At 70.5% G+C, this 26,423-nt stretch carries 20 protein-coding genes and 5 tRNA genes; 13 read left to right on the forward strand and 12 right to left on the reverse strand.

The features are described 5' to 3' along the window. Positions 1-304: 304 nt before the first annotated feature. The 7 genes from purS (at position 305) to purM (ending at position 7,671) form a co-directional block, all read left to right on the forward strand. Complete coding sequence (gene purS, locus ACIGA3_RS18545; RefSeq protein WP_389003334.1) at positions 305-568, forward strand: phosphoribosylformylglycinamidine synthase subunit PurS; 264 nt, start codon at positions 305-307, stop codon at positions 566-568. After that, a complete protein-coding gene (gene purQ / locus ACIGA3_RS18550; RefSeq protein WP_399716557.1) occupies positions 565-1,245 on the forward strand; it encodes a phosphoribosylformylglycinamidine synthase subunit PurQ in 681 nt (226 codons plus the stop codon). Before purS ends, purQ begins: the two co-directional genes overlap by 4 nt. Then, on the forward strand, positions 1,242-3,500 hold the full coding sequence (gene purL / locus ACIGA3_RS18555; RefSeq protein WP_399716560.1) for a phosphoribosylformylglycinamidine synthase subunit PurL: 2,259 nt from the start codon (positions 1,242-1,244) through the stop codon (positions 3,498-3,500). Before purQ ends, purL begins: the two co-directional genes overlap by 4 nt. Positions 3,501-3,559: 59 nt before the next feature. Beyond that, positions 3,560-4,315: a sterol carrier family protein gene (locus ACIGA3_RS18560; RefSeq protein ID WP_399716563.1), complete on the forward strand. Its 756-nt coding sequence runs from the start codon at positions 3,560-3,562 to the stop codon at positions 4,313-4,315. A gap of 58 nt (positions 4,316-4,373) precedes the next feature. Then, positions 4,374-4,814, forward strand: a complete 441-nt coding sequence (locus ACIGA3_RS18565) for an META domain-containing protein (RefSeq protein WP_399716566.1) — start codon at positions 4,374-4,376, stop codon at positions 4,812-4,814. 213 nt (positions 4,815-5,027) lie between these two features. Then, positions 5,028-6,557 (forward strand): amidophosphoribosyltransferase, encoded by a 1,530-nt coding sequence (purF, locus tag ACIGA3_RS18570; RefSeq protein ID WP_399716569.1) that lies wholly within the window; start codon positions 5,028-5,030, stop codon positions 6,555-6,557. Positions 6,558-6,600: 43 nt separating this feature from the next. Beyond that, on the forward strand, positions 6,601-7,671 hold the full coding sequence (gene purM, locus ACIGA3_RS18575; RefSeq protein ID WP_399716571.1) for a phosphoribosylformylglycinamidine cyclo-ligase: 1,071 nt from the start codon (positions 6,601-6,603) through the stop codon (positions 7,669-7,671). A gap of 84 nt (positions 7,672-7,755) precedes the next feature. On the opposite strand, the gene ACIGA3_RS18580 is transcribed toward purM, so the two are convergent. Next, positions 7,756-8,004 carry a DUF3073 domain-containing protein gene (locus ACIGA3_RS18580; protein WP_399716574.1) on the reverse strand — a complete coding sequence of 83 codons (249 nt, stop codon included), beginning with the start codon at positions 8,002-8,004 and terminating at the stop codon, positions 7,756-7,758. Between the two features lie 356 nt (positions 8,005-8,360). Beyond that, positions 8,361-9,455 (reverse strand): Leu/Phe/Val dehydrogenase, encoded by a 1,095-nt coding sequence (locus ACIGA3_RS18585; protein WP_399716577.1) that lies wholly within the window; start codon positions 9,453-9,455, stop codon positions 8,361-8,363. A 248-nt stretch (positions 9,456-9,703) separates the two neighbouring features. Here ACIGA3_RS18585 and ACIGA3_RS18590 point away from each other — a divergent pair, with 248 nt between their 5' ends. Both ACIGA3_RS18590 and bldC read left to right on the forward strand, forming a co-directional pair. Then, on the forward strand, positions 9,704-10,546 hold the full coding sequence (locus ACIGA3_RS18590) for a hypothetical protein (protein ID WP_399716580.1): 843 nt from the start codon (positions 9,704-9,706) through the stop codon (positions 10,544-10,546). Between the two features lie 531 nt (positions 10,547-11,077). Next, a complete protein-coding gene (gene bldC, locus ACIGA3_RS18595; protein ID WP_003949541.1) occupies positions 11,078-11,284 on the forward strand; it encodes a developmental transcriptional regulator BldC in 207 nt (68 codons plus the stop codon). 445 nt (positions 11,285-11,729) lie between these two features. Here bldC and ACIGA3_RS18600 read toward each other — a convergent pair whose 3' ends face one another. From ACIGA3_RS18600 to ACIGA3_RS18640, 9 genes are all read right to left on the reverse strand, one after another. Then, on the reverse strand, positions 11,730-11,909 hold the full coding sequence (locus ACIGA3_RS18600) for a DUF6274 family protein (RefSeq protein WP_399716583.1): 180 nt from the start codon (positions 11,907-11,909) through the stop codon (positions 11,730-11,732). A 139-nt stretch (positions 11,910-12,048) separates the two neighbouring features. Beyond that, positions 12,049-12,123: transfer RNA gene (locus ACIGA3_RS18605), tRNA-Asp, on the reverse strand. Positions 12,124-12,218: 95 nt separating this feature from the next. Next, positions 12,219-16,163, reverse strand: coding sequence for an ATP-dependent RNA helicase HrpA (gene hrpA / locus ACIGA3_RS18610; RefSeq protein ID WP_399716586.1), 3,945 nt, complete (start codon positions 16,161-16,163; stop codon positions 12,219-12,221). Positions 16,164-16,241: 78 nt separating this feature from the next. Next, positions 16,242-16,583: a hypothetical protein gene (locus ACIGA3_RS18615; RefSeq protein ID WP_399716589.1), complete on the reverse strand. Its 342-nt coding sequence runs from the start codon at positions 16,581-16,583 to the stop codon at positions 16,242-16,244. Positions 16,584-16,730: 147 nt separating this feature from the next. Next, positions 16,731-16,804 (reverse strand) — tRNA-Phe (locus ACIGA3_RS18620). Positions 16,805-16,828: 24 nt separating this feature from the next. Beyond that, positions 16,829-16,903, reverse strand: a tRNA-Asp gene (locus tag ACIGA3_RS18625). 218 nt (positions 16,904-17,121) lie between these two features. Further along, positions 17,122-17,197 (reverse strand) — tRNA-Glu (locus ACIGA3_RS18630). 121 nt (positions 17,198-17,318) lie between these two features. Next, entirely contained in the window at positions 17,319-18,821 is a 1,503-nt protein-coding gene (locus ACIGA3_RS18635) for a metallophosphoesterase (RefSeq protein WP_399716592.1), read from the reverse strand. Between the two features lie 13 nt (positions 18,822-18,834). Next, positions 18,835-19,185 carry a metallopeptidase family protein gene (locus ACIGA3_RS18640; RefSeq protein WP_399716595.1) on the reverse strand — a complete coding sequence of 117 codons (351 nt, stop codon included), beginning with the start codon at positions 19,183-19,185 and terminating at the stop codon, positions 18,835-18,837. Positions 19,186-19,332: 147 nt separating this feature from the next. Between ACIGA3_RS18640 and ACIGA3_RS18645 the strand changes: the two genes are divergently transcribed. From ACIGA3_RS18645 to ACIGA3_RS18660, 4 genes are all read left to right on the forward strand, one after another. Further along, positions 19,333-19,845 carry a hypothetical protein gene (locus ACIGA3_RS18645; RefSeq protein WP_399716597.1) on the forward strand — a complete coding sequence of 171 codons (513 nt, stop codon included), beginning with the start codon at positions 19,333-19,335 and terminating at the stop codon, positions 19,843-19,845. A gap of 227 nt (positions 19,846-20,072) precedes the next feature. Further along, on the forward strand, positions 20,073-22,223 hold the full coding sequence (locus tag ACIGA3_RS18650; RefSeq protein ID WP_399716600.1) for a DEAD/DEAH box helicase: 2,151 nt from the start codon (positions 20,073-20,075) through the stop codon (positions 22,221-22,223). A gap of 120 nt (positions 22,224-22,343) precedes the next feature. Next, the gene (locus tag ACIGA3_RS18655) at positions 22,344-23,825 is read left to right on the forward strand and encodes an amino acid permease (RefSeq protein WP_399716602.1); all 1,482 of its coding nucleotides are present in this window, start codon (positions 22,344-22,346) and stop codon (positions 23,823-23,825) included. Positions 23,826-23,902: 77 nt separating this feature from the next. Then, positions 23,903-23,975, forward strand: a tRNA-Lys gene (locus ACIGA3_RS18660). A gap of 55 nt (positions 23,976-24,030) precedes the next feature. On the opposite strand, the gene ACIGA3_RS18665 is transcribed toward ACIGA3_RS18660, so the two are convergent. Then, on the reverse strand, positions 24,031-26,334 hold the full coding sequence (locus ACIGA3_RS18665) for a peptidoglycan recognition protein (RefSeq protein WP_399716605.1): 2,304 nt from the start codon (positions 26,332-26,334) through the stop codon (positions 24,031-24,033). Positions 26,335-26,423: the final 89 nt, after the last annotated feature.

The raw sequence follows: 26,423 nt of genomic DNA on the forward strand, positions 1-26,423 counted from the left end.
CGTGCGGCACGTCGATACGGTTCACCGGCTTCACCGGCAATGACGTGCCGAGTATCGGCTATTGCCAATTCATTTGTACAGTGCCCGGCAATGAAATGGGAAGCCCTACTGAATACGTCCGCGTGTCCCGACTCAATAGGCATCACGGGCGGACCGCAGAACTTTCCCAGAAATTTTCATCATGGCAGGTGTTCGACACCCGATCGTGATGCGGGTCACGTAGAAACCTCCAACTCTACTCGCGTAGAAATTTTGTACGGGTAGTCTGAAGGAACCTGCTCAGCACCACACATCGGGAGCGCCAGTGGCACGCGTCGTAGTCGACGTCATGCTCAAGCCGGAGATCCTCGACCCCCAGGGCCAGGCGGTCCAGCGTGCGCTGCCGCGCCTGGGTTTCGCGGGGATCTCGGACGTCCGCCAGGGAAAGCGATTCGAGCTGGAAGTAGAGGGGCCGGTCGACGAGGCCGCGCTCACCCGCATCCGTGATCTGGCGGAATCCTTCCTCGCCAACACCGTGATCGAAGACTTCACCGTGAAGGTGGAGGAAGTAGCGGGGGCCGCCGAGTGACCGCTCGTATTGGTGTCGTCACATTTCCGGGAAGCCTCGACGACCGTGACACCCGGCGCGCGATCAGTCTCGCGGGCGCCGAGCCGGTGGCTCTCTGGCACAAGGACAAGGACCTGAAGCAGGTCGACGCCGTGGTGCTGCCCGGCGGTTTCTCCTACGGCGACTATCTGCGCGCCGGGGCGATCTCCCGCTTCTCGCCGGTGATGGAGTCCGTCATCGAGCAGGCCAAGGCCGGCCTTCCGGTCCTCGGTATCTGCAACGGCTTCCAGATCCTCACCGAGGCGCATCTGCTGCCCGGCGGGATGCTCGGCAACGACCACCTCCACTTCATCTGCCGCGACCAGACGCTGCGGGTGGAGAACGCGGAGACCTCCTGGACCGGCGACTACCGCCAGGGCCAGGAGATCCACATCCCGCTGAAGAACATGGACGGCCGGTACGTCGCCGACGAGTACACGCTCGACAAGCTGGAGGCGGAGGGCCGGGTGGTCTTCCGCTACCTCGGCATGAACCCCAACGGCTCGCTGCGCGACATCGCCGGCATCACCAACGAGGCCGGGAACGTCGTCGGCCTCATGCCGCACCCCGAGCACGCCGTCGAGCCGCTGATCGGAACCGGTCGCACCGACGGCCTCCCGTTCTTCACCTCGATCCTCAAGAAGCTGGTCAACGTATGAGCCGGACGCCTCTGGACACGGTCGACAACGCGGCCGCGACCCCCGACGTCGAGCTTCCCTGGGCCGAACTCGGCCTCAAGAAGGACGAGTACGAGCGCGTGGTCGAGATCCTCGGCCGCCGCCCGACCGGCGCCGAACTCGCCATGTACTCGGTCATGTGGTCCGAGCACTGCTCGTACAAGTCCTCCAAGGTCCACCTGCGCCAGTTCGGCGAGAAGGCGCCCCACTCGGACGCCATGCTCGTCGGCATCGGTGAGAACGCCGGTGTGGTGGACGTCGGCCAGGGCTACGCGGTCACCTTCAAGGTGGAGTCGCACAACCACCCCTCCTACGTCGAGCCCTACCAGGGCGCGGCCACGGGCGTCGGCGGCATCGTGCGCGACATCATCGCCATGGGTGCCCGCCCGGTCGCGGTCGTGGACCCGCTGCGCTTCGGCGCCGCCGACCACCCCGACACCAAGCGGGTGCTGCCCGGCGTGGTCGCGGGCATCGGCGGCTACGGCAACTGCCTGGGCCTGCCCAACATCGGCGGCGAGGTCGTCTTCGACGCCTGCTACCAGGGCAACCCGCTGGTCAACGCCGGTGCCATCGGCGTGATGCGGCACGAGGACATCCACCTGGCCAAGGCGTCCGGCACGGGCAACAAGGTCATCCTCTACGGCGCCCGGACCGGCGGCGACGGCATCGGCGGCGCCTCGATCCTGGCGAGTGAGACCTTCGACGACGCGAAGCCGTCGAAGCGTCCCGCCGTCCAGGTCGGCGACCCCTTCCAGGAGAAGCTCCTCATCGAGTGCACCCTGGAAGCCTTCAAGGAGAAGCTCGTCGTCGGCATCCAGGACCTCGGCGCGGCCGGGCTGTCCTGCGCCACCAGCGAGCTGGCCTCCAACGGCTCCGGCGGCATGCGCGTCACCCTGGACGACGTACCGCTGCGCGACTCCACGCTCTCGCCCGAGGAGATCCTCATGAGCGAGTCGCAGGAACGCATGTGCGCGGTGGTCGAGCCGGAGAAGGTCGACCGCTTCCTGGAGATCTGCGAGAAGTGGGACGTCATCGCCACCGTCATCGGTGAGGTCACCGACGGCGACCGGCTGGAGATCTACTGGCACGGGGAGAAGATCGTCGATGTCGACCCGCGCACCGTCGCCCACGACGGCCCGGTCTACGAGCGCCCCTACGCCCGCCCCGACTGGCAGGACGCCCTCCAGGCCGACGACGCGAACAAGCTGCCCCGCCCGGCCACGCCCGGGGAACTGCGCGAGCAGGTCCTGAAGCTGGTCGCGTCGCCCAACCAGGCGTCGAAGAAGTGGATCACCTCGCAGTACGACCACTTCGTGCAGGGCAACACCGTCCTCGCCCAGCCCGAGGACTCCGGCATGATCCGCGTGGACGAGGAGACCGGCCTCGGCGTCGCCATCGCCACCGACGGCAACGGCCGCTACGCCAAGCTCGACCCGTACACGGGCGCGCAGCTGGCGCTGGCCGAGGCGTACCGGAACGTGGCGACCACCGGCGCCAAGCCCCTGGCGGTCTCCGACTGCCTGAACTTCGGTTCGCCCGAGGACCCGGCCGTGATGTGGCAGTTCGCGGAGGCCGTGCGCGGTCTGGCGGACGGCTGCCTCCAGCTCGGCACCCCGGTGACCGGCGGCAACGTCTCGCTGTACAACCAGACCGGCGAGGCCGCCATCCACCCGACCCCGGTCGTCGCGGTCCTCGGCGTCATCGACGACGTGGCCCGGCGCACCCCGGTCGCCTTCCAGGAGGAGGGCCAGCTCCTCTACCTGCTGGGCGACACCTCCGAGGAGTTCGGCGGCTCGGCCTGGTCCCAGGTCGTCCACGACCACCTCGGCGGGCTGCCCCCGAAGGTCGACCTGGAGCGGGAGCGGCTGCTGGCCGACATCCTGATCTCCGCCTCCCGCGACGGCATGATCGACTCCGCGCACGACCTGTCCGACGGCGGTCTGATCCAGGCCGTGGTCGAGTCGGCGCTGCTCGGGGAGAAGGGCGCGCGGCTGATCGTCCCGGACGGTCTGGACGCGTTCACCTTCCTCCTGTCGGAGTCGGCGGGCCGCGCGCTCGTCGCCGTGCCGCGCTCGGAGGAGCTGCGCTTCACCGACATGTGCGGCGCGCGGGGCCTTCCGGCCACCCGGATCGGTGTCGTGGACGGCGACTCCGTGGAGATCCAGGGCGAGTTCGCCCTGCCTCTGGCGGAGCTGCGCGAGGCGCACGAGAACACGATCCCGGCGCTGCTGGCGTGACGACCGCGGACGGCTCCCGACCCTCTCGGGCGGGGGCCGTCCCGGCATAGGGTCGCCCCATGCCACCGGCGAAGAAGCGTGCCCGCAAGTACGACCCCATCCGGACCCGTGCCGCCGTGCTCGCGCAGCTCGGCGCGGTACGGGAGGCCGTGGAGGGCCTCGCCCCCGATCAACTCGCCCTGCCCACGCGCCGGGAGGGGATGACCGTGGGGGAACTGGCCGCGCACGTCACCGCGTCCGTCGCCGCTGTCCGGCAGGCGCTGGAGCGGCCGGCCCAGCTGAAGCAGACGCTCCCGCTCGCGGAGTGGCCGCTGCGCGGGCCCGTCGCCTTCACCCCCGTCCCCGCCGATCTCGCCGCCGCCGAGGCCGAGCTGCGCGCCCTGCTGGCCGACCACCCCGGCAGCCCGCTGGTGGACACCGGCGCGGGGGTGCTGCCGCTGAACGAGTACCTGGTCACCCGGGCTGTCGAGCTGGTCCTCGGCGCCGACGACCTGACCGACGCGGTGCCCGGACTCGATGTGCCCCAGGACCGGCACGCCCTCGCCGCCGCGACCCGGCTGCTCGCCGACGCCCTCGCGGCCAAGGCACCCGGTGGCTCCACCGAGGTGCGGGTGCCGCCGTACGCGGTGGTGCAGTGCGTGGAGGGACCGAGACACACACGGGGGACCCCGCCCAACGTGGTCGAGACCGGCCCGCTCACCTGGGTGCGCCTCGCCACCGGCCGCCTGACCTGGGCGGACGCCGTCGCGCGGGCCGAGGTGAGCGCGAGCGGGGAGCGCGCCGACCTCTCCGGTCTGCTGCCACTCGGCGGATAGCGGGGAACCCCGGCCGCACCGCGCACGTCGAACCGGCATGGACCGGCACACGCAGCGCATGACACTGACCGTGGCCGCCGCGCTCGTACCGCTCGCGGTGGCCTGCGGAAACGACACCTCCGACCCCGGCAGCGGCTCGGTCGCCCCACCCCCGCGCCTCACCGGCACCGACTGGCGGGTGGACAGCGTCACCGAGGGCGGCACCACGCACCGCGCCCCCGCGGCCGCCCGTATCCGCATCGACGACGACGGCCGGGCGACCGGCAACCTCGGCTGCAACACGTTCTCCGCGCCCACCACCATCGATGACGGCCGGATCGACTTCGGCACCCTGCGCGTCACGCGGATGGCGTGCGACGAACCCCGGATGACCTTCGAACGCGCCCTGACCCGCGCCCTCAACTCCGGCGCCCTGACGGCGCGTACCGACGACGGGGCGCTCACCCTCACCACGGAGAAGGGAGGACGCGTCCAGCTCACGCCGAGCGAGTCCCGATGAAGGGCGAGATGGTGTGCGACACCTCACTCACGAAAGGTCCCCACGGGCCCCAGGAGCGCTCACCTGAGCCCCGACCACCCGTGGTCCGACGCACAGTCGACTCTCTGACCTGCGAAAACGCAGAATCCACCAAAGTGATCGCGAGTCCAGGTTCGGCGGGGGCCACATATCCCCAATTCGGCCCAGCGGTCCGCCTCGCCTACACTCGGAAACGTGCCACGTGGTGACGGTCGACTCAATCACGATCTGCTTCCCGGCGAAAAAGGCCCCCAGGACGCTTGCGGCGTCTTCGGTGTCTGGGCGCCTGGCGAAGAGGTCGCAAAGCTCGCGTACTTCGGGCTCTACGCCCTCCAGCACCGGGGCCAGGAATCCGCGGGAATCGCGGTCAGCAACGGCTCCCAGATCCTCGTCTTCAAGGACATGGGCCTGGTCTCCCAGGTCTTCGACGAAACCTCGCTCGGTTCGCTCCAGGGTCATATCGCGGTCGGACACGCCCGCTACTCGACCACCGGCGCCTCCGTGTGGGAGAACGCCCAGCCGACGTTCCGCGCCACCGCGCACGGTTCGATCGCGCTCGGCCACAACGGCAACCTGGTCAACACCGCCCAGCTGGCGGAGATGGTCGCTGACCTGCCCAAGGACACCAACGGCCGCTCCACCCGCGTCGCGGCCACCAACGACACCGACCTGCTGACGGCGCTGCTCGCCGCCCAGGTCGACGAGGACGGCAAGCCGCTGACCATCGAGGAGGCCGCGCACGCGGTGCTCCCGAAGGTCCAGGGCGCGTTCTCGCTCGTCTTCATGGACGAGCACACCCTCTACGCCGCCCGCGACCCGCAGGGCATCCGCCCGCTGGTCCTCGGCCGGCTGGAGCGCGGCTGGGTGGTCGCCTCCGAGTCCGCGGCGCTCGACATCTGCGGCGCGTCCTACGTCCGCGAGATCGAGCCGGGCGAGTTCATCGCCATCGACGAGAACGGCCTGCGCAGCTCCCGATTCGCGGAAGCGAAGCCCAAGGGCTGTGTCTTCGAGTATGTGTACCTGGCCCGCCCGGACACCGACATCGCCGGCCGGAACGTCTACCTGTCCCGGGTGGAGATGGGGCGCCGCCTGGCCAAGGAGGCGCCCGCCGAGGCCGACCTGGTCATAGCGACCCCGGAGTCCGGCACCCCGGCCGCGATCGGCTACGCCGAGGCGTCCGGCATCCCCTTCGGCAACGGCCTGGTGAAGAACGCCTACGTCGGCCGGACCTTCATCCAGCCCTCGCAGACGATCCGCCAGCTCGGCATCCGGCTGAAGCTGAACCCGCTCAAGGAAGTCATCAAGGGCAAGCGCCTGGTCGTCGTGGACGACTCCATCGTGCGCGGCAACACCCAGCGGGCCCTGGTCCGCATGCTGCGCGAGGCCGGCGCCGCCGAGGTCCACATCCGGATCTCCTCGCCGCCGGTGAAGTGGCCCTGCTTCTTCGGCATCGACTTCGCCACCCGCGCCGAGCTGATCGCCAACGGCATGACGATCGAGGAGATCGGCACCAGCCTGGGCGCCGACTCGCTCGCCTACATCTCCCTCGACGGCATGATCGAGGCGACCACCATCGCCAAGCCGGACCTGTGCCGCGCCTGCTTCGACGGTGAGTACCCGATGGAGCTGCCCGACCCGGAGCTGCTCGGCAAGCAGCTGCTGGAGACCGAGCTGGCGGCCGGAACCGCCGCCACCGCCGCGGCCGACGCCATCCGGCGTCCCTGAGCTGCGCCGTCCGAGCCGTACGACAGGAAAGTTCTCTCAAGTCATGTCCTCTGAGACCACGGGTGCCAGCTACGCGAGCGCGGGCGTCGACATCGAGGCGGGCGACCGCGCCGTCGAGCTGATGAAGGAGTGGGTGAAGAAGACGCGCCGCCCCGAGGTCCTCGGCGGCATCGGCGGCTTCGCCGGCCTCTTCGACGCCTCCGCCCTCAAGCGCTACGAGCGCCCGCTGCTCGCCTCCGCCACGGACGGCGTCGGCACGAAGGTCGACATCGCGCGCCGCCTCGGCGTGTACGACACCATCGGGCACGACCTGGTCGCCATGGTCATGGACGACATCGTGGTGTGCGGCGCCGAGCCGCTGTTCATGACCGACTACATCTGTGTCGGCAAGGTCCACCCCGAGCGGGTCGCCGCGATCGTCAAGGGCATCGCGGAGGGCTGTGTGCTCGCCGGGTGCGCCCTGGTGGGCGGCGAGACCGCCGAGCACCCCGGACTGCTCGGCCCGGACGACTTCGACGTGGCCGGCGCCGGCACCGGCGTGGTGGAGGCCGACCGGCTGCTGGGCCCCGACCGCATCCGCTCGGGCGACGTGGTGATCGCCATGGCGTCCTCCGGGCTTCACTCCAACGGGTACTCCCTGGTCCGTCACGTCCTGCTGGAGCGGGCCGGGCTGAAGCTGGAGACCGAGGTCGCGGAGCTGGGCCGCACGCTCGGCGAGGAGCTGCTGGAGCCCACCAAGATCTACTCGCTGGACTGCCTGGCGCTGACCCGCACCACCGAGGTGCACGCCTTCTCGCACATCACCGGCGGCGGCCTCGCGGCCAACCTGGCCCGGGTGATCCCGGACGGGCTGTACGCCACCGTGGACCGCTCCACCTGGACGCCGGGCCCGGTCTTCGACCTGGTCGGCCGGAGCGGCGACGTGGCGCGGCTGGAGCTGGAGAAGACCCTGAACATGGGCGTCGGCATGATGGCCGTCGTACCGGCCGAGTCGGCCGAGGCGGCGCTGACCACGCTGGCGGACCGGGGCGTCGAAGCCTGGGTGGCCGGCACGATCGCCGAGCGCGGCGAGCAGGAGAGCGCCGCCGGACTCGTCGGCGACTACGCGGTCTAGCGGCTGCCGCCGGCCGGCTCCGGACAGCACAGAAGCCGGTCAGTGGCAGTGCCACCGACCGGTCTTCCGCTGTTCAGTGCAAGGTCAAGCGCCGCGACGGTGCTGTGAGGGACCCTCGTCCTCGTCCTCGTCGTCCTCATAGAGGTCGGCGTAACGGGAGTAGAGGTCTTCCTCGTCGTCCTCATCGTCCTCGAACGGCTCGCTGTTCGGCGGCTGGCTCGAAGTCGATGCGCCCAGTTCATTGGCCAGACGCGACAGATCAGTCCCACCGCTGTTGTACTTCAGCTGGCGGGCGACCTTCGTCTGCTTGGCCTTGGCCCGGCCGCGCCCCATGGCTCGACCCCCTCGGTGACGGGGCTCAACGGCCCCAGAGTCTGACACGCGTTCATGATCCGGAACGGGCTCCCCGTAGAGAGGCCGGTCCGTAGGGCTTCCACGGTACCTGAGCCCGCGCCCATACGGTACGTCGCCCGCAGCACGCGCGTGTGCACAGGACCCACGAGGTGCCCTGTCCTCGCTGGTCAATGGCGATTTTAACCACTTATCGGGGTACGACCCGCCGACGGAAGTGACAGTTCTCTCCAAGTTGCCCCCGGCGGGTACCGCTCGCCCGTGCGGACGCCCACCCGGACACGGACCGCGCGCACTGCCGGGTCCATGTCCGGGCGCCTGCTTCCTCGGCGTGTCGGTCAGCGTGCCGTGCGGGCTTCGGCCATCCGCTGCTCGGCGATCCGGTCGGCCGCCGCGGCGGGCGGAACCCCGTCCGCCTTCGCACGTGCGAAGATCGCCAGCGTGGTGTCGAAGATCTTCGCGGCCTTCGCCCGGCACCGCTCGAAGTCGAAGCCGTGCAGCTCGTCGGCGACCTGGATCACCCCGCCCGCGTTCACCACGTAGTCCGGCGCGTAGAGGATGCCCCGGTCCTGGAGGTCCTTCTCCACACCGGGGTGGGCCAGCTGGTTGTTGGCCGCGCCGCACACCACGGAGGCGGTGAGCACCGGCACCGTGTGGTCGTCCAGCGCCCCGCCCAGCGCGCAGGGGGCGTAGATGTCGAGCCCCTCGAGACGGATCAGCGCCTCGGTGTCCGCGACCCGGCGCACGGCGGGGTGGGCCTCGACGATCCGGTCCACGGCCTCGGTGCGGACGTCGGTCACCACCACCCGGGCACCCTCCGCCAGCAGATGCCCGACCAGATGCCGGCCGACCTTGCCGACGCCCGCGATGCCGACCACGCGGTCGCGCAGCGAGGGGTCGCCCCACAGGTGCTGGGCCGAGGCGCGCATGCCCTGGTAGACGCCGAACGCGGTGAGCACCGAGGAGTCGCCCGCGCCGCCCTGCTCCGGCGAGCGCCCGGTGGTCCAGCGGCACTCGCGGGCCACCACGTCCATGTCGGCGACATAGGTGCCGACGTCGCACGCGGTGACATAGCGGCCGCCGAGCGAGGCGACCATGCGGCCGTAGGCGAGCAGCAGCTCCTCCGTGCGGTCCCGCTCCGGGTCACCGATGATCACGGCCTTGCCGCCGCCGTGGTCGAGACCGGCCATGGCGTTCTTGTACGACATCCCGCGCGCGAGCTGGAGGGCGTCGGCCACGGCCTCGGCCTCGCTCGGGTACGGGTGGAAGCGCGTGCCGCCGAGCGCGGGGCCCAGCGCGGTGGAGTGGATGGCGATGACGGCCTTCAGGCCGGTGGCGCGGTCCTGGCAGAGCACGACCTGCTCATGGCCGCCCTGGTCCGAGCGGAACAGGGTGTGCAGGACATCTGCGGTGACGCCGGTTACCTCGGTCACTGTGGTGACTCCTGTGTAAGAAGCGGCGGGCGGGGCCGGAGCCCCTGGGGGTGCCCCCACACTTTTGGTGGCGGGGGAGGGTGGCGGGGTGCTGCCACGCGGCTGTTGGGCCGCAAGGCTGAGCGTAGAGCCTGCGCCCGGCCCAGGACCGGCACCCGCCGAGGATCACCCGCAGGTGCGACGCGCGGGTGGGGCCGTGGCACGATTTGCAGTGGTTTCGAGGCGATCGGGATGGGGAGGGAGCAGGCGTGCCCAAGGTGTCCTCCGTGGTCGTCCCCTATGCCGCCTACCTGCGCGTGTACGAGCCGCTGGCCGCCTTCCCGGAGCCGGAGCGCGACCACTGGACCCGCTATGCCCGCCGTCCGGACCGCCCCACCTACCAGGACGAGCTGCGCCGCTCGCTGGCCGATCTGCTGCCCACCCCGCCGGTGCCGGTCCCGGTGCACGAGAGCGCCGACGCGTTCGTGCTGGAGCGGGACGGCGTGGTGTGCGTCTGCCCCTGGCGGACCCGGCTGCGAGGCTGGCAGGCGCTGGCCGGTCTGGGCGAGGAACTGCCCGCCCCGGTGCTGGACGCGGTCCTCCCGCCCCTGGTGCGCGACCAGGCCGCCCAGGACTACGAGCGCTGGCTCGAGCGCAACCCCGAGGCCCGCCCCTGGATTCGCGGCGCGACCTGGCAGATCCCGCTGAACTGGTTCGTGCTGGTCGCCGACGAGGAGCGCAGGTTCGAGCCGCGCAGCGGCGAGACCCCGGCGATGCTGCGCTACCGCACGCCGATGGTGCAGGCCCGGCGCCGGGTGGCGCGGTCGCTGCGCACGCTGCGGGACACGGTCGAGGAGAGCCCGCTGATCGACGGCGTGCTGGACGTCGGCCGCTGGCTGGAGGAGTTCCACCCGCGCTCGGTGGTCGAGCTGGACTACGGCGGCCTGGTGCACGCGGTGCCGGCCGGGACGCTTCAGGAGGACCACTCCGCGGCGGACGTGGCCGAGGGCATCGACGCGCTGCGCCGGGGTGACGGAAGCGCCGCGAGCCGGGCCTACGGGCGGCTGGCGGCCCGCTGGCGGTCGGTGCGGGACCTGCGCTCGGCGAACTGAGCCCTGCCGGAGTGACGCACATCACGGTCGAAATGGCCTCGAACAGCGTACGGTCTACGGAACTTGGGCCGTTTGACGGGGCGTTGGCCTCGAACCGGGCTTTTGCCTCATTGGGTGATGGACGGCACTTACACGGCCCTTGCGTCTCTTGCCACTCCTCGTGCCAAAATAGGACAAGGAGTCCGGGGAGGACTCTGTCTGCCCATCTGTGCTCCACTATGGGCGGATTCTCCGCATTGCACGCTTTGGTGGGTCTTGTGGCTCCCGATCGCCATGTGACTGATCGTCACGTCGGCGTGACTGTCCGCTATGGCATGGTCCATCGGCTTCCGTCGTGGATGAACACCTGGGAGGGCAATTCCATCGGTTTGGCCGACGCGGCTGGACAGATGGTGTAGTTGTAGTGCCGAGGACAAGCCGTTCGTCCTATAACCGACTCGACTCGCGTCCGCCATTTCGGGCAACGCGGGTCAAGGTGCAGAATTTAGAGGAAAGAACCGAGAAGGTTCGGTTCTCCCGAGGAGGCCGCTCATGACCGCTCGCACCCCTGATGCCGAGCCGCTGCTGACCCCGGCTGAGGTCGCCACCATGTTCCGTGTCGACCCCAAAACGGTCACGCGGTGGGCGAAGGCCGGCAAGCTCACGTCGATCCGCACGCTCGGCGGGCACCGCCGCTACCGCGAGGCGGAGGTCCGCGCTCTGCTCGCGGGCATCCCGCAGCAGCGCAGCGAGGCCTGAACAACCGAATAACCGGGCAAAGCGACCGGCCCCCCAACCGGCCGAAGCGCCCAAGCACTAGCTCCACATGACGCGGGACCTGCCCCAACAGGCCCCATGCACGCGCCGGACGAACTCTGACGGCGTGTGGCACCGAGTGCGTCGTCGATCGCGCTGGACTCCGCCGGGTCCAGCGCGATCTTTTTTGTGCGCTCCCGGGCGTCCGCCGGCCCCCGCGTGAGCGGCCTTGTCGGAGTCTGGGGAGGGCTGCGGGAGGTCCCGCGCGCCGCCTCGCGTGCCGACCCCGCGCTTCCCTCGCGAGCCCCGCGGGGCACCTCGGGGGAGGGTGCAATTGCACATATTAAATTGATCTGTTGTAGGGCAGTGGTAAGAACCCGGGTTTCAAAAACTCATGCCGTGACTCCCGTCACACGCCGAGGTCCTTGTTGTCCCGCCCACAGGTGCGCTATTGGCGCTCGTCCGTCCCACCGTCCCCCGCAGGAACGGGTGTTGGGGCCGCGTCCATGGCCAGCCGCAGCAGGCGGTGGCAGACCGGGCAGTGGCGGGTGCGGTGCCGGTAGGGCGAGGCGGCCGACAGGTGCGCCCTCAGGAGCGCCCGTGTCTCGTGCCGGACCGATTCCGCCATACGCCACCTCCGCAGGCCGCACAGGGGGAAGCGGGGCCTGTCTTCTGGGTACCGGCGGGACGTGGCCCCGTCAAGGGCGCCGGCGGGCGCCCGGAGACGAGGAAAGGGCCCCCGGATTCCGGGGGCCCTTCTCTTTCTGCGGTCCTGACGGGATTTGAACCCGCGGCCTCCACCTTGACAGGGTGGCGAGCACTCCAAGCTGCTCCACAGGACCATCTGGTGCCGCGCTTCGCTTCCGCGTTGCGCTGCGAGATGGACTGTACAGGAGTCCGGGGGTGCGGGTCGAACTCACCCAGCGCGGCCGCTCCGCTACGGTGCGGCGGCGTCGATCGCCTTCACGATCCGCTTGTCGGAGACCGGGTACGCCGTGCCCAGGGCGTGGGCGAAGTAGCTGACCCGCAGCTCCTCCAGCATCCAGCGGATGTCCAGCACCCGCCGGGGCACCGGGCGCCCCTGGGGCAGCTGCTCCAGCAGCCAGGCGTACTCGTCCCGCATCTCGTGCACCTTCTGCATGCGGGTGGTGTCCCGCTGGACGTTCGTCGGCATCTGCTGCAGGCGCCGGTCGGCGGCCACCAGGTAGCGCATCAGGTGCGGCAGCCGCGCGATGCCCGCCCAGGTCACGAAGCCGGGCTTCACCAGCGCGGCCAACTGCTGCCGTACGTCCGTCAGATTGGCCAGCAGCGTCGGACTGGTGACCGCCTTCAGCCGCCGCTCGCACGCCTGCCAGGCGGCCAGCACCTGCTGCACCTGGCCCACCGCGCGCACGGTGGTGTCCACGATGTCGGCCCGCACCTTGTCGTAGAGCTTCCGGTACGACTCCTCGTCCCACACCGGGCCGCCGAAGTCCGCGATCAGCTTGTCGGCCGCCGCCATCGCGCAGTCGTCGAACAGCGCCTGCACCGAACCGTGCGGATTGGCGGAGAGCGCGAGCTTCTGCGCGTTCGTCAGCTTCTCGGACGCGAACTTCGCCGGGTTCACCGGGATGTTGCGCAGGATCAGCCGGCGCACGCCCTTCCACATCGCCTCGGCCTGCTCCTCCTCGGTGTCGAAGAGGCGGACCGAGACCGTGTCGCCGTCGTCCACCAGCGCCGGGTACGCCTTCACCGGCTGCCCGGCCCGGCGGGTCTCGAAGACCCGGCTGAGGGTGCCGATGCTCCAGTCGGTCAGGCCCGAGCGCTCCAGGGAGGGCCCGCCCTGCCGGGACGCGGTGGCGGCGGCCGCCTGCGAGATGGCCTGGCGGGCCTTCGGCCGCAGCTGGAGCTTGAGCGCCTCCAGGTCCTTGTCCTCGGCCAGGTTGCGGCGCCGCTCGTCCACGATCCGGAAGGTGACCTTCAGATGGTCGGGCACCTTGGACCAGTCGAAGTCCTCGGCCTCGAAGGGCACGCCCACCATGCGCTTCAGCTCGCGCGCCATGGTCGTGGCCAGCGGCTCCTGGAGGGGGACCGCCCGCTGAAGGAACTTCTTGGCGTAGTTCGGCGCCGGGACGTAGTTGCGGCGGATCGGCTTGGGCAGGGAGCGGATCAGCTCGGTGACGACGTCCTCGCGCAGACCGGGGATCTGCCACTCGAAGCCCTCGTCGGTGACCTGGTTCAGCACCTGGAGCGGGATGTGCACGGTCACACCGTCGGCGTCCGCGCCGGGCTCGAACTGGTAGGTCACCCGGAACTTCAGCTCGCCCTGGCGCCAGCTGTCGGGGTAGTCGGCCTTGGTGACCGCCTCCGCCGACTCCCGGATGAGCATCTCCCGCTCGAAGTCCAGGTATTCGGGCTGCTCGTGCCGCTTGTGCTTCCACCAGGAGTCGAAGTGGGCGCCGGAGACGACGTGTTCGGGCACCCGCTGGTCGTAGAAGTCGAACAGCGTCTCGTCGTCCACGACGATGTCCCGGCGCCGCGCCCGGTGCTCCAGCTCCTCGACCTCGCTGAGCAGCTTGCGGTTGTCGGCGAAGAACTTGTGGTGGGTGCGCCAGTCGCCCTCGACCAGGGCGTTGCGGATGAACAGCTCGCGGGAGATCCCGGGGTCGATCCGGCCGTAGTTCACCTTGCGCTGGGCGACGATCGGGACGCCGTACAGCGTCACCTTCTCGTACGCCATCACGGCCGCCTGGTCCTTCTCCCAGTGCGGTTCGCTGTACGTGCGCTTCAGCAGGTGCTCCGCGAGCGGCTCGACCCACTCGGGCTCGATCTTCGCGTTGACGCGGGCCCAGAGCCGGGAGGTCTCCACCAGCTCGGCCGACATCAGGAACTTCGGCTGCTTCTTGAACAGCGAGGAGCCGGGGAACACCGCGAACTTGGCGCTGCGGGCGCCCAGGTACTCGTTCTTGTTGCCGTCCTTCACGTCCTTCATCCCGACGTGGGAGAGCAGGCCCGCGAGGAGGGAGACATGGACGCGGTCGGCGGGGGCGTCCTCCTCGTTGAGGTGGATGTCCATCTGCTTGGCGACCGTGCGCAGCTGGAGGTAGATGTCCTGCCACTCGCGCACCCGCAGGAAGTTCAGGTACTCCTGCTTGCACATCCGGCGGAACGAGGAGGAGCCGCGCTCCTTCTGCTGCTCGCGCAGGTACCGCCAGAGGTTGAGGTAGGCGAGGAAGTCGCTGGTCTCGTCGCGGAAGCGGGCGTGCTGCTGGTCGGCCTGGGTCTGCTTGTCGGCCGGGCGCTCGCGCGGGTCCTGGATGGAGAGCGCGGCGGCGATGACCATGACCTCGCGGACACAGCCGTTCTTGGCGGCCTCCAGCACCATGCGGGCGAGGCGCGGGTCGACGGGCAGCTGAGCCAGCTTGCGGCCGGTGTCGGTGAGCCGCCTGCGGGGGTCCTTCTGCGCGGGATCGAGGGCGTTGAGCTCCTGGAGGAGCTGGACGCCGTCGCGGATGTTGCGGTGGTCCGGCGGGTCGATGAAGGGGAACTTCTCGATCTCGCCGAGGCCGGCCGCGGTCATCTGCAGGATGACGGAGGCGAGGTTGGTACGCAGGATCTCGGCGTCGGTGAACTCCGGCCGGGCGAGGAAGTCGTCCTCGCTGTACAGCCGGATACAGATGCCGTCGGAGGTACGGCCGCAGCGGCCCTTGCGCTGGTTGGCGCTGGCCTGCGAGACCGGTTCGATGGGCAGCCGCTGGACCTTGGTGCGGTGGCTGTAACGGCTGATCCGGGCGAAGCCGGGGTCGATGACGTACTTGATGCCGGGCACGGTCAGCGAGGTCTCGGCGACGTTGGTCGCCAGCACGATCCGGCGCCCGGAGTGCTGCTGGAAGACCCGGTGCTGCTCGGCGTGCGAGAGGCGGGCGTACAGCGGCAGCACCTCGGTCGAGCGGAACTTCTTCTTCTCCAGCGCGTCCGCGGTGTCCCGGATCTCCCGCTCGCCGGAGAGGAAGACGAGGACGTCGCCGGGGCCCTCGGCCATCAGTTCCTCGACCGCGTCGGTGATCGCGGTGATCTGGTCCCGGTCGGCGTCGGTGGAGTCCTCCTCCAGCAGCGGCCGGTAGCGGACCTCCACCGGGTACGTCCGTCCGCTGACCTCGATGATCGGGGCGTCGCCGAAGTGCCGGGAGAACCGCTCGGGGTCGATGGTCGCCGAGGTGATGACGACCTTCAGGTCCGGCCGCTTGGGCAGCAGCTGGGCGAGATAGCCGAGCAGGAAGTCGATGTTGAGGGACCGCTCGTGGGCCTCGTCGATGATGATCGTGTCGTAGGCGCGCAGCTCGCGGTCGTTCTGGATCTCCGCGAGCAGGATGCCGTCCGTCATCAGCTTGATGAAGGTGGCGTCCGGGTTCACCTGGTCGGTGAAGCGGACCTTCCAGCCGACGGTCTCGCCGAGCGGGGTGTGCAGCTCGTCGGCGACGCGCTCCGCGACGGTCCGGGCGGCGATTCGGCGGGGCTGGGTGTGCCCGATCATCCCGCGCAGGCCCCGGCCCAGCTCCACACAGATCTTGGGGATCTGGGTGGTCTTCCCGGAACCGGTCTCACCGGCCACGATGACGACCTGATGATCGCGGATGGCGGCCGCGATCTCGTCCTTCTTCTGGCTGACCGGAAGCTGCTGGGGATAGCTGACCGAGGGCACCCGGGAGCGCCGCTCGGTCATCCGGGACGCGGCCTTGTCGACCTCGCCCTCCAGCTCGGCCAGGACGGCGGCACGCGCCTCCGGCTTACGGATCTTGCGTGCGCCTTCGAGCCTGCGCCCGAGCCGGTGCGCGTCACGCAGCGACAGCTCGGTCAGACGGGAGGCGAGAGACCCCAAGGCGGGGGCGGGATGCGTAGACATACGCGATCCAGGATCTCACCTCGGGGAAATACCGCGCGAATGAATTGACGCGGAGGTGCTGGACCTCGGTGCCGCGCGTCAGCAGGAGTTCCGGCCGAGCCGGAAGCCCGACTTGTAGCCGTTCTTGAATCCCTGCTGGTAGTCGCGGTTCGGGTCCTTCAGCGAGAGGCCCTTGCCGGAGCGGTGGTCGCCGTCGCGGTGATGGCAGTGGCGGCCGTCGCGGTACCCGGACCTGAAGCCGTCCCGGAACCCCTTCTTGTAGTCCCCGGGAGAGGCGGGCGCCGTGGTCGTCGTGCTGACGTGGGCCTGAGCGGGCGCCGCGGAAGCTGCCTGCTGGAAGCCGATCGGAGCGAGGACGACGCCGGCGGCCATGAAGACCGAACACAGGGCAGCCGTCCGTTTTCTGTTCGTGGCGGGCATGGAACGCCCCCTTGAGTGATTTCCCCACGAATGGATGCTTTTCACTCTAGTCCCGCGCCATCCGCCTGCAACCGCGCTCCGTGGAGCCCGGGAACGCAAAAACCCCCTCCAGAAACTGGAAGGGGTTCGGCCCGAACCGGGCGGTTGTGGCTGGGGCCGGGGTCGAACCGGCGACCTATCGCTTTTCAGGCGATCGCTCGTACCAACTGAGCTACCCAGCCACGAGGTTTCACGTGAAACCTCAGCGGTCCTGACGGGATTTGAACCCGCGGCCTCCACCTTGACAGGGTGGCGAGCACTCCAAACTGCTCCACAGGACCAGGCGCTGTACGACAGTGTCGCACAAGGTTGCGGGTCCTCCCAACGCGTTTCCCACCGGTGGTGAGGTGCGCATCTGTTGGGCTGACGTCGCTCGAGAAGCGTATCAGAGCAGGGCCGGTGCTCCGTACCGAGCTTTTCGGGGGCGGCCGGTGCCCGGACATGGGGAAACGCGAAGGCCCGCCCTGAATCAGGGCGGGCCTTCGCGACAAGTCTATTGTGGTGCCCCCAACGGGATTCGAACCCGTGCTACCGCCTTGAAAGGGCGGCGTCCTAGGCCGCTAGACGATGAGGGCTATCGGCCCGCCTGGGCGCTTTGCAGCGCGTCGGGGACGTGTGAAGCATAGGGGATCGCGAGCGGTATGGGCAAAACCCTTCGCCGCCGAGGCGGCGCGAGGGGCGGCGCCGAGTGGGGGTTCAGTGCTTCACCAGATGCCGGCTGACCTCCGCCGTGGTCCGCCCGAGCCCGCCCAGCTTGATCGCGTCCCATGCCTGGAGCTGCCGGGTGTCCCGGTCCAGGTAGAGCACCGACGCCTCGATCGGGGCCGGGTACTGGCCCTCCACCGCGCGCAGTCCGCTGCCGCCGGTCGAGCCCTCGCGGCGCAGCCGGGTGCCCAGCGGAAGGATCTTCGTCCCCTGGGTGTGCAGATGGCCGCAGAGCGCCAGCGGCACGGTGCCGTCGGTCCCGGCGGCGGCCACCGGCTCGTGCGCCACCGCGATGTCCACCGGGGTGCCCTTCGCCTTCTGGTCCCGCAGCGCCGAGGCGAGCCGCGCGCCCGCGAGCCGTTCGGCCGCGTCACCGCCGGTCGCCTGGGAGCGGTCGGGGGTGAACTGGGGGTCGCCGGTGCCCGCGAAGCGCACCCCGGCGATCGTCTCGGCCCGGCCCTCGTCCAGCACGTGCGCGTTCTTGATGCCCTCCAGGTAGCGCTGGGTGGCGCGCGAGTCGTGGTTGCCCCGGACCCACACATAGGGCACGCCCAGGTCCTTCACCGGATCGAGGAAGCCGTTCTCCGCCGAGGTGCCGTGGTCCATGGTGTCGCCGGAGTCGACGATCACATCCACCTTGTACTGGTCCACCAGCGAGCCGATGATCTTCCACGCGGCCGGGTTCAGGTGGATGTCGGAGACGTGCAGGACCCGGATCGTGGAGGGGTCGGGCTGGTAGGCGGGGAGTGTGGAGGCGACGTCGTACAGCTTGGTCACGTTGGTCACCAGGCGGGCCAGCTCCTGCTGGTAGACGTCGAAGTCGGTGACGATGCTGCGGGCGTTGCCCACGACGGACGGTGCCGAGGAGAGCAGCCCGGAGAACTTCGGTTCCAACACCGACTTCGGGTTCCACGTGGCGTACGCCGACACCCCCGAGGCCGCGAGCAGCGCCAGCGCGAGGCCGCCGGCCGCCAGGGCGGGGCGCGGGCGGCGGTAGACGGCGAGGCCGAGCGCGGTCGCGCCGGTGACGACGGCCACGCACGAGCGCACCGCGAGGTCGAGCGTGCCCCGCTCGACGTCACGGGCCACCTCGTCCTGGAGCCCGGACAGCCGCTCGGGATGGTCGACCAGCGCCTGGGCGCGCGCCGGGTCGAGCTGGTCCACGTCGACGTCCAGCCGGACGGGCGCGACGTGGCTGTCCAGGGTCAGCGCGCCGAGCGGGGAGACATTGATCTTGGTGCCGCCGCTGAGGGAGGGCCGCAGGGCCATCGTGGTGTCCATCGGGCCCACGGGGGCCCGGACGTTGCCGACGATCAGCAGGCCCAGCCACGCCCCGACGAGCACGACACCCGTCAGGCCGAACGCCCTGAGCACGCGGCCACTCCCCGATCGGCGCGGCAGCTGCCACCACTTCCGGTCGCGGGGCGGGTCCGGGACGGCAGCGGCGGGGACTCGGGGCATTGGAGCCGTATGCCCGTACGAACGCCGGAACATGCGGGGCGCCGGCTCAGCCCCAGCCCAGTTCGTGCAGACGGGCGTCCTCGATGCCGAAGTGGTGGGCGACCTCGTGGACGACGGTGACGGCCACCTCGTGGACCACCTCCTCGGCGGTCTCGCAGTACCGCAGGGTGGGGCCCATGTAGACGCTGATGCGGTCCGGGAGGACCCCGGCGTACCACTCGCCGCGCTCGGTGAGCGGGGTGCCCTCGTACAGGCCGAGCAGTTCGGGGTCGTCGGCGGAGGGTTCGTCCTCCACGAAGACGGCCACGTTGTCCATGACCCGCGTCAGTTCCGGCGGGATCCGGTCCAGGGCCTCGCTCACCAGCTCTTCGAACCTGTCGCGTGTCATCTCCAGCACACGGCCATTGTCGGGGACCCGCGCCCGCCGCGGGAGGTGTACGCGCGACACGCCGCGCACCGGCGGGCTCGGAAGGCGGCGTGTCCTCTTGCGGGCGGTGGGAGTTGGGCAGTGCGTTTCCGTTCCCCCGCTCGGGAGGTGGCTGTCGTGCGCCGCTTGTACGTACCCGTCCGTCTGGTCGTCGCGGTGCTGGCCGTGGCCGCCGCCTCCGGCTGTGTGCGCGTCGGCGACGACGCGGGCCCCGCCCGTACCCCGCACTCCGCCGCCCAGCGGGAGGGTGCGGACTCCGGGGGCGGGCCGGTCTCCGGGGGTGGCGGGGCCGGGGCGGGCGGTGAGGACGAGCGCGACGGCAAGCGCGGGCACGGGGGCAAGAAGAAGCACGGCGAGCCGGGGGCGCCCTCGGCCGGCGCGAGCAAGCCGGGCGAGGATTCGGCGGTGCCGTCGAAGCCGGGGCAGACGGTGCGGCCCGGTGAACCGGTGCCGACCGGGGAGCCGACGCCGCCTCCGGTGTCCTCCGCGCCGCCCGAGCCGCCCGCCTCGACCCCGCCGCCGGTGGAGACCGAGGCGCCGTCGGCCGAACCGTCCTCCTCGGCCCATGAGGAGCCCGCTCCGCAGCTGGGCGCGCGGGTTCCGGTGTCCGCCGTGGGGGTCGCGGTGTGAGTCCTGCGGGCCGCCGGAACCACGTCTGACGAGCTGGTTTGCCTTCAGGGGTGGGGGGTGCGTATGGTGGTAGATCGTTTGATCCCATTTGCCCGGCGCCATCGCAGAGCGCGCCGTGTGGCGCGTACTCTCCTTTGCCGTGACGGACCGCATTGAGGCGGTTGTGTTGAGCGAATCACGGAGTTGACGGGCGCGTGCCGAGAGACTCCGGAAGGTTTCGCATTCGCATGTCCGTTTCCAGTTCTGACCAGTTCGTCGTGCCCGAGAGCCCCGAGAACGAGGCCGCTCTCGTCGACGAGACGAACGAGGTCATCGCTGTCGTCGAGGCCGACGAGGCCATCGACACCCCTGACACCACCCCCGAGCTCACCTTCGCCGACCTCGGTCTGCCCGAGGGCATCGTGCGCAAGCTCGCGCAGAACGGTGTCACCACCCCGTTCCCGATCCAGGCCGCGACCATCCCGGACGCCATGGCCGGCAAGGACATCCTCGGCCGTGGCCGCACCGGCTCCGGCAAGACCCTCTCCTTCGGTCTGCCCACCCTGGCCACGCTGGCCGGCGGCCGCACCGAGAAGAAGCGCCCGCGCGCCATCATCATGACGCCGACCCGCGAGCTGGCGATGCAGGTCGCCGACGCCCTTCAGCCGTACGGTGACGTGCTCGGCCTGAAGATGAAGGTCGTCTGCGGCGGCACCTCGATGGGCAACCAGATCTACGCCCTCGAGCGCGGCGTCGACGTCCTCGTCGCCACCCCGGGCCGTCTGCGCGACATCATCAACCGCGGCGCCTGCTCCCTGGAGGACGTCCAGATCGCGGTCCTCGACGAGGCCGACCAGATGTCCGACCTGGGCTTCCTGCCCGAGGTCACCGAGCTCCTCGACCAGGTTCCGGCCGGCGGCCAGCGCATGCTGTTCTCGGCCACCATGGAGAACGAGATCTCCACGCTGGTCAAGCGCTACCTGACCAACCCGGTCACGCACGAGGTCGACAGCGCCCAGGGCAACGTCACGACCATGTCGCACCACATCCTCATCGTGAAGCCCAAGGACAAGGCGCCGGTCACCGCCGCGATCGCCTCCCGCAAGGGCCGCACGATCATCTTCGTCCGCACCCAGCTGGGCGCCGACCGCATCGCCGAGCAGCTGCGCGAGTCGGGCGTGAAGGCCGACGCGCTGCACGGCGGCATGACGCAGGGCGCGCGTACGCGGACGCTGGCCGACTTCAAGGACGGCTACGTCAACGCGCTCGTCGCCACCGACGTCGCCGCGCGCGGTATCCACGTCGACGGCATCGACCTGGTCCTGAACGTCGACCCGGCGGGCGACCACAAGGACTACCTGCACCGTTCCGGCCGTACCGCCCGCGCGGGCCGCTCCGGCACGGTCGTCTCGCTGTCCCTGCCGCACCAGCGCCGTCAGATCTTCCGGCTGATGGAGGACGCGGGCGTCGACGCCGCGCGCCACATCATCCAGGGGGCCGGTGCCTTCGAGCCCGAGGTCGCCGAGATCACCGGCGCCCGTTCCATGACCGAGGTGCAGGCCGAGTCCGCGGGCAACGCCGCGCAGCAGGCCGAGCGTGAGGTCGCCCAGCTGGTCAAGGAGCTGGAGCGCGCCCAGCGCCGCGCCGGTGAGCTGCGCGAGGACGCCGACCGCCTGGTGGCGCGGGTCGCCCGCGAGCGTGGCGAGGACCCCGAGGCCGCCGTGGCCGAGGCGCAGGCGTCGGCCGAGCAGGCCGTGGCCGAGGCGGCCGCCGAGGCGGAGCGTCCGGCGGCCCGCGTGACCGAGCGCGACGAGCGTCCGGCGGGCCGGGAGCGCCGCTCCTTCGACCGCGACCGTGGCGAGCGCCGTGACGACCGTGGCGGTCGTGGCTTCGAGCGTCGTGACGACCGCGGTGGCCGCTCCTTCGAGCGCCGCGACGACCGCGGTGGTTTCCGCCGTGACGACCGTGGTGGCGAGCGCCGTGACGACCGTGGCGGTCGTGGCTTCGAGCGTCGTGACGACCGCGGTGGCCGTCCCTTCGAGCGCCGCGACGACCGTGGTGGCCGCTCCTTCGAGCGCCGCGACGACCGTGGTGGCGAGCGCGGTGGCGAGCGCCGTCCGTTCAACCAGGACCGTGGCGACCGTGGTGGCGAGCGCCGTGACGACCGTGGTGGCCGCTCCTTCGAGCGCCGTGACGACCGCGGTGGTTTCCGCCGTGACGACCGTGGTGGCCACCGGGGCAGCGACCGCCCCTTCAACCGCGAGCGCCGCGACGACCGTCCGGGCTTCCGCGCCGGCGGCCACGAGCGCCCCTCCACCAGCCGCCGTGACGACCACCGCGGCAACGGCTCCTCCTTCGGCCGCCGCGAGGACAAGCCCCGCTGGAAGCACAACGGCTGACACCAAGTGAGCTGACGAAGGGCCCGTACGGCGTTGTCCGTACGGGCCCTTCGCGTGCCCGGCGCTTTTCGGCCGCCGAGTGGCGCATGTCACGTCTGCGCCCAGGGAATTGCTGGGGTCATGACAGACGACACGAAAGCGAGCGCCGGGCCGGTCCTGTCCGACGAGGAGCGGCTCGCCCAGCTCGGCTACACCCAGGTCCTGGCCCGCCGGATGTCGGCGTTCTCCAACTACGCGGTCTCCTTCACGATCATCTCGGTGCTGTCCGGCTGCCTCACGCTGTACCTCTTCGGCATGGTCACCGGCGGCCCCGCCGTGATCACCTGGGGCTGGGTGGTGGTCGGCCTGATGACGCTCCTCGTCGGCCTGTCGATGGCCGAGATCTGCTCCGCCTATCCCACCTCGGCGGGCCTGTACTTCTGGGCGCACCGGCTCGCGCCCCCGCGCTCGGCGGCGGCCTGGGCGTGGTTCACGGGGTGGTTCAACGTGCTGGGCCAGGTGGCCGTGACGGCGGGCATCGACTTCGGCGCGGCGTCCTTCCTCGGCGCCTGGCTGAACCTCCAGTTCGGCTTCCGGGTGACGCCCGGCCGTACGGTCCTGCTCTTCGCGGCGATCCTGCTGCTGCACGGCCTGCTGAACACCTTCGGCGTGCGCATCGTCGCCCTGCTGAACAGCGTGAGCGTGTGGTGGCACGTGGGCGGTGTCGCGGTCATCGTCGGCGCGCTCGCCCTCCTGCCCGACCACCACCAGTCGGCGTCCTTCGTGTTCACGAAGTTCGTCAACGAGACCGGCTGGGGCAGTGGCTTCTACGTCGTCCTGCTCGGCCTGCTCATGGCGCAGTACACCTTCACCGGTTACGACGCCTCCGCCCATATGACCGAGGAGACCCACGACGCGGCGACCGCCGGCCCCAAGGGCATCGTCCGCTCCATCTGGACCTCCTGGATCGCGGGCTTCGTCCTGCTGCTGGGCTTCACCTTCGCCATCCAGTCGTACGACGGCGCGCTGAACTCCCCGACCGGCGCGCCCCCGGCCCAGATCCTCCTGGACGCGCTCGGCGCCACGACCGGCAAGCTGCTCCTGCTGGTGGTGATCGGCGCCCAGCTCTTCTGCGGGATGGCCTCCGTGACGGCCAACAGCCGCATGATCTACGCCTTCTCGCGCGACGGCGCACTGCCCTTCTCCCGCGTCTGGCACACGGTCAGCCCGCGCACCCGGACCCCGGTCGCGGCGGTCTGGCTGGCCGCCCTCGGCGCGCTCGCCCTGGGCCTGCCGTACCTCATCAACTCCACGGCGTACGCGGCCGTGACGTCGATCGCGGTGATCGGCCTCTACATCGCCTACGTCATCCCGACCCTGCTGCGCGTCCGCAAGGGCACCGCCTTCGAACGCGGGCCGTGGCATCTGGGCCGCTGGTCGCTCCCGATCGGCGTGGTCTCGGTCGCCTGGGTCGCCCTGATCACGGTCCTCTTCATGCTCCCCCAGGTCTCCCCGGTCACCTGGGAGACCTTCAACTACGCCCCGGTCGCCGTCCTCGTCGTCCTCGGCTCCGCCGCCACCTGGTGGCTCGCCTCCGCCCGCCACTGGTTCCTCCGCGACTGACCGACGCGGCCGTGTCCCCGATACCCGATCGGAGACACGGCCACCGCCAGCTATGCTCGGACAGGCAACACCGCCCCGGGCCCTTAGCTCAATTGGCAGAGCAGTGGACTTTTAATCCATTGGTTGTGGGTTCGAGTCCCACAGGGCCTACGAGAACGCCCCCAGCTCAGAGACGTATTGAGCTGGGGGCGCTGTCGTTTCGGGCCTACTTCAGGTACGCGATCCCGTCCGTCGTGATCGCCGGGCGTCCTGCCGTTGCCCGGACGACGATCTTCAGGGTGTGCTTGGCGCTGGTGGGCCAGGTCTTGGTCCAGAGGGCGTTGCGGTAGGCCGTGGTGGGGGACTTGAGGTCGGCGGTGGTGAGCTTCTTGCCGTCGACGTAGATGTCCACCTGGCCGGAGGCCGAGGACCGGGAGACCACCCAGGCGACGGAACGGCCCGTGAAGGTCCAGGTCAGGGAGGCGTTCTTGGTGCTGCTGCCGAGGGACTTGCCGCCCAGGTAGCTGGCGGAGGACTTGGTGGTCCAGGTGCCGGTCCTCGCGGCCGAGGTCTCCTGGAGGATCACCGGGGTCCCCGAGACGGAGGCAGTGGCGGAGTTGCCGACCGCGTCGTACGCCCGCAGCGTCCAGGCCGTCGCCGCACCGGACTTGGCGGTGTGCGCCGCGCTGGTCACCGTCGGGCCGTAGGTCTTCGCCAGCGGCGCGGTGAGCCGGGTCTCCTTCAGGGAGACGTTGTCGGCGGCCTTCCAGCCGAGGGTGAGCGGGACGGCGGTGGTGTTGACCGTGCCGGTCCGCAGGGACAGGTTCGGCTTGGTGGTGAAGGAGGGGGCGGTGGTGTCGGCGACGACCGTCCGGGTGAGGCTGGTCGCGGTACGGCCGGACTGGTGCACCGCCTTGACCTGCACCTTGTGGGTGCCCGCCGCCAGGGTCAGCTTCGCGGAGGTGGCCGAACCCGCGACGGTCGCGGCCGTCTTGCCGTCCACCAGGACCTGGAACGACGAGATCAGCGAGGCCGGGGTCGTGGCGGACCAGCTCACCGTGAGCGGGCCGTTGGTGTACGGGGTCGTACCGACCACGCCCGTGCCGGTGACCGTGCCGAGGGTGAGGCCGGTGACGGGGCCCGCGGCCAGGGTGCGGACGGTGTCGAGCGCGTTGTAGAAGGCGTCACCGGGGCACAGGGTGTTGTAGCCGTCGCGGTGGCCGTGGATCGCGGGGAGGCGCATCTCCTCGCCCGGCTGCCAGGTCTTCCCGGCCAGGTTCTGCCCGCTGAGCGCGGTGGTGAGGGTGACGGTCGAGTCCGGCTGGACCCCGTACTGGCCCAGCTTCCACGCGGCGAGACGGGCGACCGAGGCCATCGCCGCCATCGGGGGCGGCGCGTCGATGTACGTGCCGAGGACCGCGATGCCGGTGGTCTGCGAGTTGAAGCCGTACGCGTGCGCGCCGACCACCGGGAGGTCGACACCGCCCTTACGGCCCTCGTAGATCGTCCCGCACTTGTCGACGACGAAGTTGTAGCCGATGTCCTTCCAGCCCAGTCCCGTCACGTCGTACGTGTAGACCGCGTTGATGATCGACGGCGCCTCGCCGCAGGTGTAGTCGTTGGTCGAGGCGGTGTGGTGGATCACCACCGCCTTGATCTTCCCGTCGATGTACGCCGGCGCCTCCGGGCTGATGGATTCGTCCGCGTGCCAGCCCGAGCGGGGGGTGATCGGCGGCCGGGGAACCGTGGAGGGCGGCGCGGTGGGGACGGCGGCGGAGGGAGAGGGCGAGGAGGAGGCCGAGGGCGACGCCGACTCGGTGGGTCCGGTGCTCTCGGAGGCCGAGGGCGACTCGGCCGGCGGCTCCGAGGACTCCTCCGGGGACGACTCGACGGCCGAGGGCTCGGCGGTGGTCTCCTCCGGCGGCGCGGGCTCGGTCGTGGTGACGTCGGTCGGCTCCGGCGTCTCGGTCGGGGTGTCGGTGGCGACCGGCTCCCCGGTGTCGTCGGGACCGTCCGCGACGTAGGCGGCGGGCTCGGCGTCGCCGCCGCCCGTGCTCTTGCCGCCCGACGTGATCATGTCGAGGCGGAGCCCCGCGGGCAGCTTCGACGTGGTCCTGCCGTTGATCCGCGCCTCGACACCGTCGGAGAGCCCGACCCACGCGGGCTCGGTGCCGCCCCGCGACGCGCTCTGCTCGCCCGCGCCCCGGTCGCTGTCCAGCAGCAGCCAGTTGGACCACTTCCCGGACCCCACGGCCCGCGACCGTACCTCCACCTTGCCGGCCAGCTTGGCGGAAGGTTTCTCCCAGCTGATCCCCAGCATGCTGAACGGCTCGGCGTCCCGCCGGGCGAGCGTCGCGGCCGCCCCGTCCCCCCGGACGTCCAGCGCGGCCGACCGCACCCGGTCCCGTACCGGGTCGGCGGCGGCCTTCCCGTCATGCCCAAAGCCGCCGCCCACCCCCTGTACGGCCAACGTCCCGCACACGGCCGCCGCGACGACGACCGTGCCCGTCCCCCACCAACGCGCTCTCATACCGGTTCGGATGCCTTCCCCTACGGAGTCTGATGTCAGGAGCCTTCACGATTTCGCCAACTCCAGGGGGAATTGGTGAAGAAGGCGCC

It is taken from the genome of Streptomyces sp. NPDC085596, assembly GCF_044541565.1.
Lineage (GTDB): Bacteria > Actinomycetota > Actinomycetes > Streptomycetales > Streptomycetaceae > Streptomyces.